Genomic DNA, 17,772 nt, shown 5'->3' with positions numbered 1-17,772 from the left:
TGAAATTAGAATTTAGAAGTTACAGTAAAATAGTTTACAAAGATAAAAGTCTATTTTTCTTTTCTCTTTGGTAATTCATTATTTAATTTTTAAAAGATTCTCTTTGAATTTGGTGGCATAATAACGAATCACAGCTGCATCAAAATAAGGTTCGTTTTCAATTCTTCCTAAGCAAGGTAGCTTGGTCTTTGAAAGAATAATAGATTCGGTTGCTTCATTTGCATCGCCATTAAATACTATCCCAGCAATTTCAATTCTTTTATTTTGTAATGCTTCTATGGTAAGTAAGGTATGATTAATACTTCCTAAATAATGCCTAGAAACAACAACAACTTTATAATCTGGCTGAATTAAATCGATTATAGTTATCTCACTATTAAGCGGTACCAAAATACCTCCTGCACCTTCAATAACTAAATGATTCGATGTTACTGGAACTTTTATTTCTGCAAGATCTATTGTTACTCCATCTATTTCTGCTGCAAAATGAGGACTTGCTGGTGTATTAAGAGCATAGCTATTCGAATGAAAGACAGTCTTTCCATTTGAAACATATTGTTTAATTTTATGTGTGTCTGAAGTGTCTAAATCGCCAGCTTGTATTGGTTTCCAATAATCTGCCTGCAATGCTTCTACTATAATAGCTGAAGCAATTGTTTTTCCTACATCGGTTCCTATTCCTGTTATAAATAGTTTCATTTTATAAGCTATAAATATTTCAGGCAAAGGTCGGGAAGAATAGAGAAAAAGACAATTAAAAAACCCTTGTATTTTTTATAATTTAAGCAAAAGAAGAGATACTACTTGCTGAATTTCCTTTTTAGAGTTGTAGGTGTGCAAACAAAAACGCAATCTCTCCTGACCAATAGGAACTGTTGGTGAAAGTATTGGTTTTACATCAAATCCTTTATCTTGCAAATAAGTGGCAATTTGTTTTACCTTTTCATTTCCTGGAATTACAATCGATTTAATGGAAGATTGGAATTGAGTCATACAATGCTTTGGCGAGACAATTGAATTAAAAAAAATAGAATTTTCTACTAACTTTTGAATCCTTTTTTCGCTTTTTGCTAACTCTTTATAGGCTAATAAGATGGTAGCAACTGCATGTGGAGAAAGCGCTGTAGTATAAATTAAACTTCTGCTAAAATTGATGAGATATTCTTTTAAAGAATGATTTCCTAAAATTGCTGCGCCATGACAACCTAAAGCTTTTCCAAAAGTTATTATTCTAGCAAAAACTTTATCTTGTAATTGATATTGTTGTACCAATCCTTCGCCTTTAGATTTATGTTCATTACCGAAGACACCCAATGCATGAGCTTCATCTACCACTAACAAAGCGTCATATTGTTGACATATTGCTACTAATTTTTCCATTTCTGGAGAATCACCATCCATTGAAAAAACAGATTCGGTAACTATATAAATTTCAGTATTAGTCGTAGAAAAACGTTGCAATAGTTTTTCCAAATCGACCAAATCATTGTGTTTAAACTTATACGCTTTAGATAAACTCATTTGAATTCCATCTCGAATAGAAGCATGACTAAACTCATCATACAAAATAATATCATTTCGTTGTGGAACTGCACTAAAAAACCCTACGTTAGCGTCGTAACCTGAATTATAAATTAAAGCTGCTTCCGATTGATGAAAATTTGCTATATAAGATTCTGCTTCAAAATATACTTCATGATTTCCCGATAATAACCTAGAACCTGTTGCGCCATTATGAGTTAATCTTTTAGTCATTAAATAATGATGAACATTTTTGAAAATAGCTTCATTTTTAGAAAAGCCTAAATAATCATTACTTGCAAAATCGATTAATTTAGTTTGTGGCTGAATACTTCGTAAAGCATTGCTTAATTTACGCGTTTCGAGTTTATCCTGTAGTAGTTTTGGAAATTTCATAAATCTGAATTATCTATCCATTTAGAAAAGCCTGATGTTTTATCTAATAAGTCGACCTCCATTTGTTTACAAAGTAATCTAGCATACAATAACGCTTTTTCTTTTTTATAAAAACTTAAAATAGTAAAATGCCTATTCCCTTTGTACCAAATTGTAATAACGTAAGAAAAATTAGATTTATTCAATGCTACATATTCAAATTCTATTGCATTGACAACTTTAACCTTTTTATAAAAAACAATCTTTTGAGTAGTAAAAATCTTACTCTTCTTAAAATCTATTTCAACAATATTAACTTCTGAAATATTTACAGCAGGCACAAGAAACATAAAAAAAGCTGTTACAAAAGCTGGAGTCATTCCAAATGTATTTTTGTTAATACCAAAACTGTAAAAAACAAATACCATTAATAAAACAACTACAATCACTAGAGTATACATTATAGATGCCATAATTGACTCTAAAACACTTAGAGTATCGTCATATATAACTACTTTTTCTGTTACAATGCCTTCATTCATAATCCAAAAATAAAAAAAGTCCTTCTTATAGAAGGACTTTAATTGTTAATTTAGCATATTTGTTTTAGTCAGCTAAAACAATCACTTTATTATCTTTCATTTCGATAGTACCAGAATTAATTGGTAACCAAAAAGTTTGCTCATTAACTTTATTGAATTTAGAAATGAATTCTTTTTCAATGGCTATTTTTTGAGCATTTATTTTCACATTTCCTTTTACTAATAAAGACACAATTGGTGCGTGATTATTTAGCATTTGGAATTCACCATTTACACCTGGAACAGCTACAGATGTAACTTCTCCTTTAAATAATGTTGCTTCCGGTGATACAATTTCTAAAATCATATTTTTTTTGTTAACAGTTGAAGGTTGAAGGTTGATGGCTGTTTTACAAACAACTAACAACTAACAACTAACAACTAAATTATGCTTCTGCCAACATTTTCTCTCCAGCTTCGATAGCTTCTTCAATAGAACCTTTAAGGTTGAATGCTGCTTCTGGTAAGTGATCTAATTCACCATCCATAATCATGTTGAAACCTTTAATAGTTTCTTTGATATCTACTAATACACCTGGAATACCAGTAAACTGCTCTGCTACGTGGAAAGGCTGAGACAAGAAACGTTGTACACGACGCGCTCTTGATACAACTAATTTATCATCTTCTGATAATTCCTCCATACCAAGGATAGCGATAATATCTTGTAATTCTTTATAACGTTGTAAAATCTCTTTTACTCTTTGAGCACAAGCGTAATGATCTTTACCTAAAATTTCCGGAGTTAAGATACGAGAAGTAGAATCTAATGGATCTACCGCTGGATAAATCCCTAACTCAGCAATTTTACGAGACAATACTGTTGTTGCATCTAAGTGAGCAAACGTAGTTGCTGGTGCAGGGTCAGTTAAGTCATCCGCAGGTACATAAACCGCTTGAACAGATGTAATAGATCCTGTTTTTGTTGAAGTAATACGCTCTTGCATAGCACCCATCTCAGTTGCTAATGTAGGTTGATAACCTACTGCTGATGGCATACGTCCTAATAATGCAGACACCTCAGATCCAGCTTGTGTAAAACGGAAGATATTATCAACGAAGAAAAGTACATCTTTCCCTTGTCCATCTCCTGCTCCATCACGAAAATACTCAGCAATTGTTAAACCTGACAAAGCAACACGTGCACGTGCTCCAGGTGGCTCATTCATCTGACCAAATACGAAAGTAGCTTTAGAATCTTTCATGATATTCTTGTCTACTTTTGTTAAGTCCCATCCTCCATCTTCCATAGAATGCATGAAATCATCACCATATTTGATAATTCCAGACTCTAACATTTCTCTTAAAAGGTCATTTCCTTCACGTGTTCTTTCACCAACTCCTGCAAATACAGAAAGTCCTCCGTGACCTTTAGCGATATTATTAATCAACTCCTGAATTAATACTGTTTTACCTACTCCAGCACCACCAAATAAACCAATTTTACCTCCTTTTGCATAAGGCTCAATTAAGTCGATTACTTTAATACCTGTAAATAAAACTTCTGTAGAAGTTGATAAATCTTCAAATTTTGGTGCAGGTCTGTGAATTGGTAAACCATTTGATCCTTCTTTAGGTAAATCACCTAAACCATCAATTGCATCACCAATTACATTAAATAAACGACCAAACACTTCAGAACCAATAGGCATCTGAATTGGTGTTCCTAAAGAAACAACTTCTTGCCCTCTAGACAAACCGTCAGTAGAATCCATAGAGATAGTACGAACAGTATCTTCACCAATGTGAGATTGTACTTCTAATACTAATTTTGTTCCGTCTGCTTTAGTGATTTCTAATGAATCATAAATTTTAGGAAGCTCAGCATTTTCCGTGTTAAATACCACGTCAACAACTGGTCCGATAATTTTTGCAACTTTTCCTGTAACTTTAGACATTGCTTATGTATTTATTAAATAGCTATTTAGTATTGAAAAACTCTTCTATTTTTCAGAGTGCAAAGATAGTTTTTTTGTCGACACTTTTGCAATTTATTTTTTGAATTTTTTGCAATAAAAAAGCGAAAATTTAAATTTTCGCTTTAATAATACTATTCTACCGTAACTGATTTTGCCAAATTCCTAGGTTGATCTACGTTACAACCTCGCATTACAGCTATATGATAAGACAATAATTGTAATGGTATTGTAGTTAACAAAGGCGTTAATGCTTCCGTTGTTTCAGGTATTTCTATAACATGGTCTGCCAATGCTTTTACTTGTACGTCTCCTTTTGTAACAACTGCAATTATTTTTCCGCTTCTGGATTTAATTTCTTGAATATTGCTCACTACTTTATCATAATGCCCTTTATTTGGCGCAATAATTACAACTGGCATAGATTCATCGATTAAAGCAATTGGCCCGTGCTTCATTTCTGCAGCAGGATAACCTTCAGCGTGTATATAAGATATTTCTTTTAATTTTAAAGCTCCTTCTAATGCCACTGGAAAATTATATCCTCTTCCTAAATACAAACAATTTGGAGCGTCCTTATAAATTTTCGCAATTTCTTTCGCTACATCATTTGTTGCTAATGCTTCCGCTACTTTTTCTGGTATTAATTCCAATTCTAACAAATAACGTTGGTAATCCGAATTTGCCATTTTACCGTTTGCTTTGGCTAAACGCAAAGCAAGCAATGTTAATATTGTTATTTGAGTTGTGAATGCTTTTGTTGAAGCCACACCGATTTCTGGACCAGCATGTGTATAAGCACCCGCATGTGTTTCTCTTGAAATAGAAGAACCTACTACATTACATACTCCAAAAACAAAAGCTCCATTTTCTTTAGCTAATTTTATAGCCGCCAAAGTATCTGCAGTTTCGCCTGATTGTGAAATAGCAATTACCACATCTTCTTTGTTTATAATTGGGTTTCTGTATCTAAATTCTGAAGCATATTCCACTTCAACTGGTATTCTCGCAAATTCTTCTATAATATATTCAGCCACCAAACCAGCATGCCATGAAGTTCCACAAGCCACAATAATAATTCGTTCTGCATTTAAAAACTTCTCAATATTATCTTCAACACCTGCCATTTGAATGATTCCTTTGTTTGCCAAAAGTCTTCCTCTGTAAGTGTCTTTTATAACATTTGGTTGCTCGTATATTTCTTTCAACATAAAATGCTCGTACCCTCCTTTTTCTATTTGTTCCAAATTCATTTGTAATTCCTGAACATAGGGATCAACTAAAGAATCATCTTTAATTTTACGAACTTTCATAGGCTTATGCAATCGTACAATTGCCATTTCTTCATCTTCTAGATAAATAGCATTGGATGTGTATTCTATAAAAGGAGTGGCATCCGAAGCGATAAAAAATTCATCTTCACCAATACCTATAGCCAATGGACTACCTAATCGGGCAACCACAATTTCAGTTGGTCTTTCTTTATCAAAAACAGCAATCGCATAAGCTCCTACCACTTGGTTTAAAGCTACCTGAACTGCTTTTCCTAAACCAAGATTTTCTTTTTTCTTAACATCTTCAATCAAATTTACCAACACCTCTGTGTCTGTATCAGATTGAAAAGTATACCCTCTATTTAGCAATTCTTTTTTAATAGGCTCATAATTTTCAATAATTCCATTATGAATAATCACCAAATTTCCTGAATTTGAATAATGTGGATGAGAATTAACGTCATTAGGTACACCATGTGTAGCCCAACGAGTATGTCCCATACCTATATTTCCATGTTTTACATCTTCTTTTTCAGCTTTAGCTTCTAAATCGGATACTTTTCCTTTTGTCTTAGACAACTTAGTATCGTTACCATCATACAAAACGATACCTGCACTATCATACCCTCTATATTCTAACCTTTTTAATCCTTTAATAAGAACAGGATAAGCATCTCTGTGCCCAATATAACCTACAATTCCACACATAAGCTTAATTAATTAGGTATTGTATAATAAATTTCTAACTTCAATTTTTTACTTTCGTCTAGAGTATTGTTTCCATAAACAATAGTCCCTAACGGATTAATAACAGAAGCTACTGGCAATTTTTCATTACCAAAAGCAACTTCATCAAAAACATAGTAACTAGATGAATTAGCAATATTTTCAGTTACCGATAATCCTAATCTAACATTTTTATTAGTGTTTTCATTTTCACCATTAACAATATTATTAATATGATTACGTAATCTTACTTTGAATTTTACCCCCAAATCTTCATTATCATCCTCTACTTCTAGAATACCTCCAAAAAGCAATTTGTTATTTTTAGGATCTGTAGCCGTTGTACTATCATAGACATAGTCTAACAATGCTTTATTATTTGTAGCATCGTACAAATAGATTCTTTTAGCATTTTTCTGACCATCGTTTTTAACATAAAAAGTAAGAAATGCATCGTTAATTAATACGTTATCATTTCTCAACTCATCTAATTCATCTGGAACATTATTTGAATCCGCATCTGGCCCAAATAAATCGATAAAAACCACAGAGCCTTTATTTCCCTTTAAATATAACAATTCATCACCTGTAGTAGTATTTGAATTATTTAAAGCTGTTACATAAGTTGAACTGAATGTGTTTTCATAAAAATTGATAGTATTTCCAGATAGATTTATCTTAACCGATTTTTTCTTCAAAGGATCTGTAGCTTCATCGTCTTTAGCATGATACTGAACCGTTACATATCCTTTTGTAAAATCCAATAACGCCAAAGCATTTACTCCCGTGGTTTCTGTTACTTGAAAATACAATCCTTTAAAATATTCTTTAAAGATGTTATTATTTAACAAATCTGATTCATTGGCATTAACAATTTTATTTTCAAAAAAAGTTTTATTCAAATTAATCCACATTCCTGGAGCGAGCCTTTCTTTGACTACTCTTTTGGTTAAATCTGTGGTAACTTGCCCATTACTATTTAAATACTCCCCATTACCATTGGTTTTATAAATAATGATTTCCTCATTACTAAATTTAAAACCTGTATTTTCTAGAGGTTCAGAAGAATCATTAAGTTGAGAACCAATTAAGTTAGGCTCAATTAAAGTAGTATTTTCATTTGAATAATATCTTTGACGAATAGAAGGATCAATAGCATCAAAATCTCTTAATAAATATCCATTTTCAAATATCTTTAAATCAAATGTACCATTTTCATTTCCAAAAACAGAAGTTAACTCATATGTATTTGGCTCAATCCCTTCTCCTGTAGCCGTTTTAGTACTTGTATAAGGCACATACAAAAATACCGAATCATTTGCCTGCATTTCCCTCTCAATACCTAAATTAGGATTTACTACAGACAACGATAATTGTGTTACAAAGCTAGCTTTAGTTTTTCCAAAATAAGGATCATCGTATACCCCTAACATATTAGAAGGCAAATTATTAGACTGAACTTCTCCTGTTGCCTTTGTAAAGGATACAAGACTAAAATCATCTCTTCTTTCTAAACCAAAGTGCTCTTCCCCAATAATATCAGATCCTAAAGAGTTAAAATCTTTATCACAAGAATTAAAAAAAACAACAGCTAACAATAAAGCACAATTTAAAGCAATTTTTTTCATATAAATAAAACAGTAATTTATAAAATATGTTTTTTGATAAAATCAGTATATAACTCACTAACACTATCTTTGGACGCGAAAGGTAAAAAAGGTTTTCCCGAAGTTTCTATATATTTTGTTAAAGTTGAGCTTAAATTCTCAGACCCTACAACTAAACCGTCTGAATGATCAATGGTAAGTTTCATCAAGTTTTCATAATTAGGAGTAACAACATCTTTTGTAGTCTCTTTCGAAATATTATCAAAACTCATTTTCCCAACTAACTCAGAATTTAGTTCTCCTTCAAAACCTAAATTATACACAGAAGTTATAATCTTAGTATCAGCAAAAATACCTTCATTTTTATAATAATGCTTCAAATAAACAGGCAATAAAGAGGCCATCCAACCATGCACATGAATTACATCTGGAACCCAGTTTAACTTCTTTACCGTTTCAACAACACCTTTTGCAAAAAAGATAGCTCTTTCATCGTTATCAGGATACAAAACACCTTCTTCATCTGTAAAAGTAGCCTTCCTTTTGAAATACTCATCATTATCTATAAAGTATACTTGAATTCTTTCTTTTGGTATTGAAGCTACTTTTATAATAAGAGGCATATCCATATCGTTAACCACTAAATTCATTCCCGATAAACGAATCACTTCGTGCAGTTGATGTCTTCTTTCATTAATATTTCCATATCGTGGCATAAAAATTCTTATTTGGCCTCCAATATCATTTATCATTTTAGGAAATTCATATGATTGTAATGAAACTTCATTCTCTGCTAAATAAGGCACCACTTCAGATGATACGTACAATATCCTCTTATCTTCCATAATTTATTTTGTTTAACATTTGTTTTTAAAAAACATGCAAAATTACAAAAATTTATGGATTTATCTAGTAAAATAGTAAGTTTGCATCCTAATTAATCTAAAACCTTATGGTTATTTTTACTGAACAGAACGTTTTATCTTCTCATTTAAGTTTATTAACTAATGATAATAAAACAATAGGTTTTGTCCCTACTATGGGAGCTCTTCACGAAGGCCACCTTTCTTTAATGAAAGAAGCACTGAAAGAAAATGACTCTGTAATTGTAAGTATTTTTGTTAATCCAACACAGTTCAACAACAAAGAAGATTTAGAAAAGTACCCTCGCACTTTAGCATCTGATATTGAAAAAATAAAAATGCTACATAAAGACATTTTAATATACGCTCCATCAGTTGAAGATATTTATTTAAAAGATATTGTATCGGAACATTTCAACTATGATGGATTGGAAACAAAAATGGAAGGAAAACATAGAACTGGTCATTTTGATGGTGTAGGCACTATCATAAAACGCTTTTTTGAAATTATACAACCTCAAAAAGCGTATTTTGGAGAAAAAGATTTCCAACAATTACAAATTGTAAAAAAATTAGTTGCAAAACACAATCTTCCTGTATGTATAATTGGATGTCCTATTTTTAGAGAAAAAAATGGTTTAGCAATGAGCTCAAGAAACGAAAGACTTTCCCCTAAAGCTAGAGAAAAAGCAGCAATTATTTATCAAACTTTACTAGCAGCAAAAACGCAATTTCAAACAAAATCTGCAAAAGAAGTAACCCAAATAGTTTCTAACGTTTTTGAAAAACATCCTGATTTTAATTTGGAATATTTTGAAATTGCTGACGAAGAAACGTTAAGTACTTGTGTAAGGAAAAGTAAAACCAAAAAATACAGAGGTTTTATAGCTGTTTATATCGAAAATATTAGACTAATAGACAACATCTCTTTATACTAAAAAATAGCCAATTAGATTTCTTAAAAAAAAATAATTAATTTATCCAAAATAATTACCTTTGCACCATGCATATTCAAGTAGTTAAATCAAAAATTCATAGAGTTACCGTTACAGGAGCCGATTTGAATTACATAGGAAGTATTACCATTGATGAAACATTAATGGAGGCTTCTAATATTATTGAAGGTGAAAAAGTACAAATCGTTAACATTAATAATGGAGAACGATTAGAAACTTATGCCATTAAAGGTCCCAAAAATACAGGTGAAATTACTTTAAATGGTCCAGCTGCAAGAAAAGTTCACAGAGGCGATATTATTATTATTATTTCTTATGCTTCTATGGACTTTGAAGAAGCTAAAAAATTCAAGCCTACTTTAGTTTTTCCAAACGAAAAAGATAATTCACTAACATAAGTTTTGCAGTTTTCATTCAAAAAATTGTTAAAAACTGTTATTCCATTACTTATTGGAATAGCTCTTATATATTATCAATTTTCGTCTTTTACTGAAACAGAATTAAAACGAATAAAAGACTATTTTAGGGAAGCAAACTACTTTTATGTTTTTTTGTCTATTTTTATTTCTTTATTCGGATATTGGTCAAGAGCATATCGCTGGAAATATTCATTAAATCACTTAGGGTATCAACCTAAATTTTACAACTCCTTTTTTGCTGTAAGCATCTCTTATCTATTAAATCTAACTATTCCAAGATCAGGAGAAATAAGTAGAGCTGTTATTTTAAAAAATTATGAAGGAGTTCCTTTTGACAAAGGTTTTGGAACAATTGTAGCGGAAAGAGTGGTAGATTTACTCATTTTTTTACTCTTTGTAATCACTGCTTTTTTAATCCAGTTTGAAAAAATTAATACGTTCATATTTTCACACATATCACCTCATAAAATTGCATTACTTTTTGGAATTGCCTTAGCAGGAATGATTCTCTTTTTATTTCTATGGCGTTGGTCTAAATGGTCTTTTATCCTAAAAATTAAAAGTAAATTTAATGGACTAGTGGAAGGAATGACCAGTATTTTAAAAATGAAAACCAAATGGAAGTATTTAGCACACTCCTTTTTTATTTGGTTTTCTTATTTAATGATGTTTTATGTTTGTGTTTTTTCAATACCCGAAACAGCTTCTATTTCTTTTGATATTGTAATTATGGGATTTATTTTTGGAACTTTAGCTGTAGGGTTTACAAATGGAGGTATTGGTGCTTTCCCAATTTCTATAGCAAAAGTACTTTTACTATATGGTATCGCCGAAGATGCTGGCACTGCTTTAGGTTGGATTATCTGGACTTCACAAACCATATTAACTATTGTTTTAGGATTAATTTCTTATTTACTTTTGAATCTTTTCAATAAAAATTAATTAGTATATTGCCACATATTTTAATGCATGAATCAACATACATTAATATAGTTTATCCCTGAAAAAACACAAAACTAACTTATAACTATATGAAAACGAGAATTCTTTTACTATTTATCTTAGTTACTTCATTCACTTTTTCGCAAAGAATTACAGAATCTATCCAATCGAAAAAATTAGGTCAAGAAAGAACATTTACCGTTTCTTTACCAGGAAATTATGAATTTGATATCGAAAAAAAATTCCCAGTTTTAGTATTACTAGATGGAGAATATCTTTTAAATCCTTTTGAAGGCAACTTAAAATATGGTAATTATTGGGATGATTTACCTGAAACAATTATAGTAGCCATCAATCAAAACTATGGAGAACAACGCTTCGATGATAGCGATTATGACCAAACAGGCTTGCCTTCGGGAAAAGGAGCTAGTTTTTTCGAATTCATTGGCTTTGAATTATTACCCTACATAGAAGGTAAATACAGAACTCAACCTTTTAGAATTATTGCTGGTCATGATACCACAGCAGGTTTCTTGAATTTCTATTTATACAAAGACGATCCTGTTTTTAATGCCTATATTTCTCTTGGTGCCGAATTAGCGCCTCAAATGATTAAAAGAGTGGCAGAACGTTTACCGCTGATAAAAAAACCTATTTTTTATTATCATGCTATTGGCCAAGGAGACTTAACCGACATAAATGATGGTGCTAAAGCATTAGACAAAACCATTTCTCCTATACCAAACAAAACATTTAATTATCGTTTTGACCAATTTAAAGGAGCAAGTCATTATTCGCTTGTTGCTTTAGCTATTCCTCAAGCTTTATATTTTATTTTTGATGGGTACCAACCTATTTCAATGATGGAATACAAAGAAAAAATTGTTACTCTTGAAAAAGGATATACACAATATTTAATTGATAAGTATACGAAGTTAGAAGAAAAATTTGGATTGAAATTAAAACCAAGATTAACTGACTTTAAAGCAATTGAAGCTGCCATCTTAAAAAATAAAGCCTATTTTGAATTACAAGAACTAGGAAAATATGCAGACAAAAACTATCCAAAAACTACTTTAGGAACCTATCACCAAGCCTTATATTACGAAAAATCGGGTGAATTTAAAAAAGCCGTTAAAGAATATAGAAAAGGATATACTTTAGAAGAAATTAGAGAAATAACAAAATCATTCATGCTTGATAAAGCGGAAAGCTTAAAAGGTAAGGAAGACGCCTCTACTGTAGAAGAATATGTTGAACCCGCTCCTGAAGAAGGAAGTGAAGAGAAAAAAGAAGGAGAATAAAAAGATATGGCTAAGGTAAAAACAGCTTTTTATTGTCAGAATTGTGGCACTTCTTTTTCAAAATGGCAAGGCCAATGTCATGCTTGTAAAGAATGGAATACCATAGTAGAAGAAGTTATTCAAAAAGAAGAAAAAAAAGCTTGGAAAACAGAAACTAATTCGATTTCCAAAGCCCCTAAACCATTATTAATTAAAGAAATTGATTCGGCACAAGAAATCCGACTCAACACCACAGACAATGAATTAAATCGTGTGTTAGGAGGCGGTTTAGTTCCTGGTTCTTTAACACTTTTAGGAGGAGAACCAGGTATTGGTAAAAGCACACTCTTACTTCAAATTTCTTTAAAATTACCTTACAAAACGTTATATGTTTCTGGGGAAGAAAGTCAGAAACAAATTAAAATGCGTGCGGAACGTATTGTTCCTAACAGCGACAATTGTTACATTCTTACTGAAACCAAAACACAAAATATTTTCAGACAAATTCAGGAAATGGAACCAGAAATTGTCATTATAGATTCAATACAAACCTTACACACCGATTATATAGAATCCTCAGCGGGTAGTATTTCTCAAATTAGAGAATGTACCGCAGAACTGATTAAATTTGCTAAAGAAACGAATGTTCCTGTGATTTTAATTGGTCATATTACTAAAGATGGTACTATTGCTGGTCCAAAAATTTTGGAACACATGGTAGATACGGTGCTACAGTTTGAAGGCGATCGTAATCATGTGTATCGTATTTTGCGTTCTCTAAAAAATCGTTTCGGTTCTACTGCAGAATTAGGTATTTATGAAATGCTAGGCAACGGTTTACGAGAAGTAGACAATCCTTCAGAGATTTTAATTTCACATAAAGAAGAAGCTTTATCAGGCACAGCAATTGCGTGTACTTTAGAAGGAATGCGTCCTTTAATGATAGAAATTCAATCTTTGGTAAGTTCGGCTGTTTATGGAACACCGCAACGAAGTACGACAGGATATAATGCCAAACGCTTGAACATGATTTTAGCTGTATTAGAGAAAAGAGCAGGTTTTCGTTTAGGTATGAAGGATGTTTTTTTGAATGTTACTGGTGGAATTTCGGTTGATGATACTGCTATTGATTTGGCTGTTGTGGCTGCTATCTTATCTTCAAACGAAGACATCAGTATAGAAGAAGGTTTTTGTTTTGCAGGTGAAGTAGGTCTTTCCGGTGAAATTAGACCTGTTAACCGAATAGACCAACGCATTCAAGAAGCAGAAAAACTAGGTTTTACTACTATTTTGGTTTCTAAACACAATAAAATTACCTTAAAAAATACCGCTATCAAAGTGGTTTTAGTATCCAAAATTGAAGATGTAGTTAGTGAGTTATTTGGGTAATTCAAAACAATAATTAGATGGCTTGGCGTGAATTGGCATGGCATAAATAGTATGTAAAGCGGTTCTAATTTGTTCTTCATTTTCATAGCAAGTTACCTTTTTTTTCCACTGAAATTGCGGCAATAAAGGGTTTTGCAAGTGGTAATAACTGGTGGCAACAGCTAACAATTGGGTTCTGTTTTCCACTAATTCAGCTGTATAAATTCCTTCTGTAGCGACTTGTTTGGCCGACAAAAATTCGAAATAAATGACACGTCTTTTATCATGCTTTTGTAAAATAGCAGAACTATGTGCCAACATCATATCATGAACGAGAATATCACCTGCATTCATAGGTACTTCAATAGCTTCTTCTTGTGCCAATTCACAAATGGTTTTTGAACTCAAATGGCTTTTGGGAACGACTTTTAAAGCCCCATCACCTGCATGGGCATCGTCTACATAAATACCCACCGTAAAGCAATTGCCTGTGCGTTCATGCATCATGTCTTGATGCCATAAAACGGGTAATTGATCACCCGAATTTTTAATTACCGCAAATTCTTGAATCGCAAAAAAATCGGGTCCACAAATTTTTTGAGCCATGTCTAGTAAAAAAGGCAGACCCAACAATTCTAAACAAGCCAAATTATTTTTATAACACAGCAATTCCACATTTGTAATGAACTTTTTTTCACCCACTGAAATGGTTACTTTTTGGAGGTCATTTTCATCAGCTATTACTTCATCAAAAAAGGTACGCAATTTTTGTAATAATGCTGGAGACAAACAATTTTCTATTTTTACAAAACCTTGTTCGTAAAACTGCTTTAATTGTGTGGTTGTGATTTGTGAATGCATAATACACGAATATATACATTTTTTTAAAATAACATACTCAATAAAAAAATCTTATCTTTTCAATGTAAAATGGCCTTTAAGTATTCTTCCATTTTCTAGTTTTATGGTATACCAATAATCTGCTGATGGCATTTGTTGTGCATTAAAAGTACCATCCCATCCGTTTCCTAAAGGGCTAATTTGCTTTAGTAATTTACCATAACGATCAAAAATGTAAAGCATCGTTTTGGAATTGAAAGTATTGTTTACTCCTTTAATATTCCAAGTATCATTAAATCCATCTCCATTAGGTGTAAAGAATTTTGGAATACCTAAAATACTTATTTCTTTTGTGGTAACTCCACAACCATAGCTGTCTTTTACATAAACTGTATAAATACCAGCATCTAAATTAGTAAATATATTGGAAGATTGATAATTTTCATTGTCTAAACTATATTCATAGCTTCCGTTTCCTGATACCGAAACGATAATAGAATTCGTGTCGGTTAAATCATTAATTTGAATGTTATTAATGGTAGCTACATCAGATGCCGTAACTGTTATTGTTCTTGTTCTCGAACAATTCGTTGCATTAGTCACTATCACTGAGTAAACACCTTCATTATTTACCACAAGATTGTAATTCGTTTCATTAGGTAAAAGTGAATTATCTAAATACCATTGATAGTTATACTCATTTTGGGTACTTGAATCTATTAAACCTGCATCGATATTAAGTGTAAAAGAAGTATTATCGCTACAGACCAACCCATCACCAATTAATTCAACCTCTGGAACTGGGTTTACTTGTAATGGGATAATCATACTAGCAGCACAAGTCGTATTTAATGGATTCGATACGTTAACTGTTATATTTTGGGAACCTGAAATAAAGGGATTAGGTAATGGGCTAGATAATGGGTTTCCATTTTCATCAAAATAAGTTACTATCATTCCATTTTGATTACCTAGAATAGTGCTTTCAAAATTACTGGTATTAAAAGCATATAAACCGTCTTGGAAACTAGGATTTACTTCGTCATCACAAACGGTTATTAAACCAACAGGTATTGGAAATGCTTCTGGCAAATCATCTACTGTAAAAGTTATGGTGGTTTCGAAATAACAACCAGTAGCTGAATTGTTAGTAGCTCTAACTGTAATTATTTGAGACGTAGTAAAAAACGGATTGGTCATGGCTATAGGATTGCCTAGAGAATCGAAATAACTATGTGTAACATTTGTTAATCCATTCAATAAGTCAGTTTCTAAGTTGGTAGTATCAAAACCAAAAACACCATCTTGATCATCATCACAATGATTGTAAACTTGAGGTTGCACCACGGGTATCCTTTCAACATATAAAGTAACATGATGACCTAAACCTAAGCATTCATTATTCAGCTGGCTATCTACTCGTACATAAATTTCTTGATAATTTGGGTAGCCAATATTAGTATAGTTAGAAATATCTGCAATCGCATTTTGTTCTGCTAAGGCATCCGTTATATTACGATAGTAAGTAATATCTACTAATTGTCCACTAGGATATTGCGCCAAAATTTGTGCATTAATACTGCTAAAATCGAAAGAGGCAATTCCATCGGTATTAGAACCAGAAGCCATATCATCACAAACGGTAAAAGTTTCTTGAATGTTGTTTGAAATTAAAGTAGTGGAAACTACAAGATTCAATTGTGAAACACTATAGCAACCATTAGTATTGGTTATTCTAACATATACAGTATCTGTACTTACCGTTTGATTGGTGTAAGCCGTAACATTAGTAATGATATTGTTATTGTTTTCGGCATCTAATAGCGTTTCGAAATAAGCAATAGTAAATTCAGTTGCATTGGTAACTATTAAATTTTCAGCTTCTGTTAAATTAAAAGCACTAAATCCATCGTTATCATCATCACATTGTTTTAGAGTTACAGGTGAATTGATTACAGGATTTGGATATACTTCTATTTCGAATGAGGTTGTTGCAATACAATTTGCATTGAAAATATTAATAACCTGAACATAAATCGTTTCAAAAGAATTTGTATTAACATATGAGTTAGGAGTAGCTATACTATTGGTAAAACCAGAATCACTATAATAAGAAACCGTAAAATTGTTGCTCGACTGACCATTTAAAATAGTATTTTCATTTTGGGTTAAATCAAACACAATTCGATTATCATTGTTGGTACCAAAACTAGTATCATCACATTTTCTAATAGCAGGAACAATAGTTAATGGAGTTGGAATTTCAAATACTTGAATATCAAAAGTAGTGGTTGCTGTACAATTGCCATTTTCTAAATTATATACTTCCGCTACTATTGTTTGAGATTGGTACGCTATTAAATTTTGATAGGCACTTGGGTTTGCTATAACAATCTTATTGGCATAATCAGTAGCATTTGCATAATAATGCACACCAAACGCTGTAGCAGATTGACCGTTAAGAATAGCGGATGCATTTTGTGTTAAATTGAAATTATAGAACCCATCATTATTTGTATCACAGATTAAGATATTATTAGGTTCTGTCGCAATTGGTACTGCTGAAATAATAATTTCTCTAGTATTATTTCCAGTGCCTTGTACAGTAGTTACTTGAACAGAAACAGTATAGTTCCCAATAGACGTATATACATGAGAAGGAGAAATAGCAGTAGAAGTAAAACCATCTCCAAAATCCCAATTAGCACTTAAAACAGGCTGACTAGTATTAAACTGAAACTGTATATTCTCTCCTACACAATTGTTTTCAAATTGAATATTTGGAGTAAAGAAAAAAGAAGACACAAAAGGGGGTAAGCCTCTAAAACAATATCTACCTCCTAAGTCGACAGCATTCATTTGTAAATTACATCCTATATTCAAAGTATTAGGATCATTAATAATACCTAATTTATTCGCAGCCAATTGGCCTATATATATTTTATTATCGGGGCCTAACTGTAAAGCCGTAGCCAAAGGATTTGAACCAGAATAAACTGGCAAAACAGTGTTAGATATAGTAGAAGCAGTTAAATCACATTGATAAACTACAGTAGCAGGAATCTCTTCAGTAAAATACAACACTTCACTATTGGGTGAAA

15 protein-coding genes are annotated in these 17,772 nt (G+C 31.8%); 5 read left to right on the top strand and 10 right to left on the bottom strand.

Going from position 1 to position 17,772, the window contains the following annotated elements:
- Positions 1 to 78 precede the first annotated feature (78 nt).
- The 8 genes from bioD to CX675_RS00695 form a co-directional block, all read right to left on the bottom strand.
- The gene (gene bioD, locus CX675_RS00730; protein WP_130733298.1) at positions 79 to 699 is read right to left on the bottom strand and encodes a dethiobiotin synthase; all 621 of its coding nucleotides are present in this window, start codon (positions 697 to 699) and stop codon (positions 79 to 81) included.
- Between the two features lie 75 nt (positions 700 to 774).
- Positions 775 to 1,917, bottom strand: coding sequence for an aminotransferase class I/II-fold pyridoxal phosphate-dependent enzyme (locus CX675_RS00725; RefSeq protein WP_130733297.1), 1,143 nt, complete (start codon positions 1,915 to 1,917; stop codon positions 775 to 777).
- Complete coding sequence (locus tag CX675_RS00720; RefSeq protein ID WP_130733296.1) at positions 1,914 to 2,438, bottom strand: hypothetical protein; 525 nt, start codon at positions 2,436 to 2,438, stop codon at positions 1,914 to 1,916. The genes CX675_RS00725 and CX675_RS00720 overlap by 4 nt, the downstream gene beginning before the upstream one ends.
- Before the next feature lie 64 nt (positions 2,439 to 2,502).
- Entirely contained in the window at positions 2,503 to 2,784 is a 282-nt protein-coding gene (locus tag CX675_RS00715; protein ID WP_130733295.1) for a F0F1 ATP synthase subunit epsilon, read from the bottom strand.
- Positions 2,785 to 2,863: 79 nt separating this feature from the next.
- A complete protein-coding gene (gene atpD / locus CX675_RS00710; RefSeq protein WP_130733294.1) occupies positions 2,864 to 4,375 on the bottom strand; it encodes a F0F1 ATP synthase subunit beta in 1,512 nt (503 codons plus the stop codon).
- Positions 4,376 to 4,527: 152 nt separating this feature from the next.
- The gene (gene glmS / locus CX675_RS00705) at positions 4,528 to 6,375 is read right to left on the bottom strand and encodes a glutamine--fructose-6-phosphate transaminase (isomerizing) (protein WP_130733293.1); all 1,848 of its coding nucleotides are present in this window, start codon (positions 6,373 to 6,375) and stop codon (positions 4,528 to 4,530) included.
- A gap of 8 nt (positions 6,376 to 6,383) precedes the next feature.
- The gene (locus CX675_RS00700) at positions 6,384 to 8,021 is read right to left on the bottom strand and encodes a DUF4270 domain-containing protein (protein WP_130733292.1); all 1,638 of its coding nucleotides are present in this window, start codon (positions 8,019 to 8,021) and stop codon (positions 6,384 to 6,386) included.
- A 17-nt stretch (positions 8,022 to 8,038) separates the two neighbouring features.
- A complete protein-coding gene (locus CX675_RS00695) occupies positions 8,039 to 8,845 on the bottom strand; it encodes a glycogen/starch synthase (protein ID WP_130733291.1) in 807 nt (268 codons plus the stop codon).
- A 107-nt stretch (positions 8,846 to 8,952) separates the two neighbouring features.
- Here CX675_RS00695 and panC point away from each other — a divergent pair, with 107 nt between their 5' ends.
- The 5 genes from panC (at position 8,953) to radA (ending at position 13,852) form a co-directional block, all read left to right on the top strand.
- Complete coding sequence (gene panC / locus CX675_RS00690; RefSeq protein WP_130733290.1) at positions 8,953 to 9,801, top strand: pantoate--beta-alanine ligase; 849 nt, start codon at positions 8,953 to 8,955, stop codon at positions 9,799 to 9,801.
- A 65-nt stretch (positions 9,802 to 9,866) separates the two neighbouring features.
- Entirely contained in the window at positions 9,867 to 10,217 is a 351-nt protein-coding gene (panD, locus tag CX675_RS00685) for an aspartate 1-decarboxylase (protein WP_130733289.1), read from the top strand.
- Positions 10,218 to 10,241: 24 nt separating this feature from the next.
- Positions 10,242 to 11,180 (top strand): lysylphosphatidylglycerol synthase transmembrane domain-containing protein, encoded by a 939-nt coding sequence (locus CX675_RS00680; protein ID WP_165395940.1) that lies wholly within the window; start codon positions 10,242 to 10,244, stop codon positions 11,178 to 11,180.
- A gap of 89 nt (positions 11,181 to 11,269) precedes the next feature.
- Positions 11,270 to 12,484 (top strand): alpha/beta hydrolase, encoded by a 1,215-nt coding sequence (locus CX675_RS00675; RefSeq protein ID WP_130733287.1) that lies wholly within the window; start codon positions 11,270 to 11,272, stop codon positions 12,482 to 12,484.
- Between the two features lie 6 nt (positions 12,485 to 12,490).
- Positions 12,491 to 13,852, top strand: a complete 1,362-nt coding sequence (gene radA, locus CX675_RS00670) for a DNA repair protein RadA (protein ID WP_130733286.1) — start codon at positions 12,491 to 12,493, stop codon at positions 13,850 to 13,852.
- Here radA and CX675_RS00665 read toward each other — a convergent pair.
- Both CX675_RS00665 and CX675_RS00660 read right to left on the bottom strand, forming a co-directional pair.
- On the bottom strand, positions 13,841 to 14,692 hold the full coding sequence (locus CX675_RS00665; protein WP_130733285.1) for a phytanoyl-CoA dioxygenase family protein: 852 nt from the start codon (positions 14,690 to 14,692) through the stop codon (positions 13,841 to 13,843). The genes radA and CX675_RS00665 overlap by 12 nt on opposite strands.
- Positions 14,693 to 14,743: 51 nt before the next feature.
- The coding region (locus CX675_RS00660) for a T9SS type B sorting domain-containing protein (protein ID WP_205728587.1) at positions 14,744 to 17,772 on the bottom strand (3,029 nt) is incomplete at its 5' end.

Source organism: Flavobacterium sp. J27 (assembly GCF_004303025.1).
GTDB lineage: Bacteria > Bacteroidota > Bacteroidia > Flavobacteriales > Flavobacteriaceae > Flavobacterium.
Note: the sequence above shows the minus strand (reverse complement) of the source record. Positions and strands in the feature narration are given on the sequence as shown.